Here is a 559-nt window from a genome sequence, read left to right as displayed (position 1 = left end):
TTGACTTTCATTCGATTTTCAAAGGACAACTTGTTCGCCGTTTTTTGGCGACTTAACTATCATAACACCTTCGTAATATGGTGTCAATAGCTTTTTTGTTTTTCCTACCTTGTTGATGACTTGCTGCGACAAGATAATAAGTATATCACCTTGCAGCCATGAAATCAATCGTTTTTCTCTTCCAATTGATGGCAAATATATTCTTTTTCAATCTAGGAATATAGGAAACAATCAATAGAGAGGAATTCATGGTCGGGAAGACAGGATTTGAACCTGCGACCCCTTGGTCCCAAACCAAGTGCTCTGCCAAGCTGAGCTACTTCCCGTGGAAATGGTGCGGGTGAAGGGACTTGAACCCCCACGTCATAAAGACACTAGATCCTAAGTCTAGCGCGTCTGCCAATTCCGCCACACCCGCGTAAAGTGTTTCGTCTGTTATATAAGAAGTACTTGAGAAGGAAAAAGCGCTCCGTAAAAGAGCGCTTGACCGCCTGGCAGCGTCCTACTTTCACAGGGAGTTGCCCCCCAATTATCATCGGCGCTGAAGAGCTTAACTTCC

Annotated in this window: 2 tRNA genes; both read right to left on the bottom strand. The window is 44.4% G+C overall.

Going from position 1 to position 559, the window contains the following annotated elements:
* Positions 1 to 249 precede the first annotated feature (249 nt).
* Positions 250 to 326 (bottom strand) — tRNA-Pro (locus tag ACFPU1_RS16470).
* Between the two features lie 6 nt (positions 327 to 332).
* A tRNA-Leu gene (locus tag ACFPU1_RS16465) sits at positions 333 to 418 on the bottom strand.
* Positions 419 to 559: the final 141 nt, after the last annotated feature.

The organism is Thalassorhabdus alkalitolerans (genome assembly GCF_042656525.1).
In the GTDB taxonomy this organism is placed as follows: domain Bacteria; phylum Bacillota; class Bacilli; order Bacillales; family Marinococcaceae; genus Thalassorhabdus; species Thalassorhabdus alkalitolerans.
This window is presented reverse-complemented; position numbering and strand designations above follow the sequence as displayed.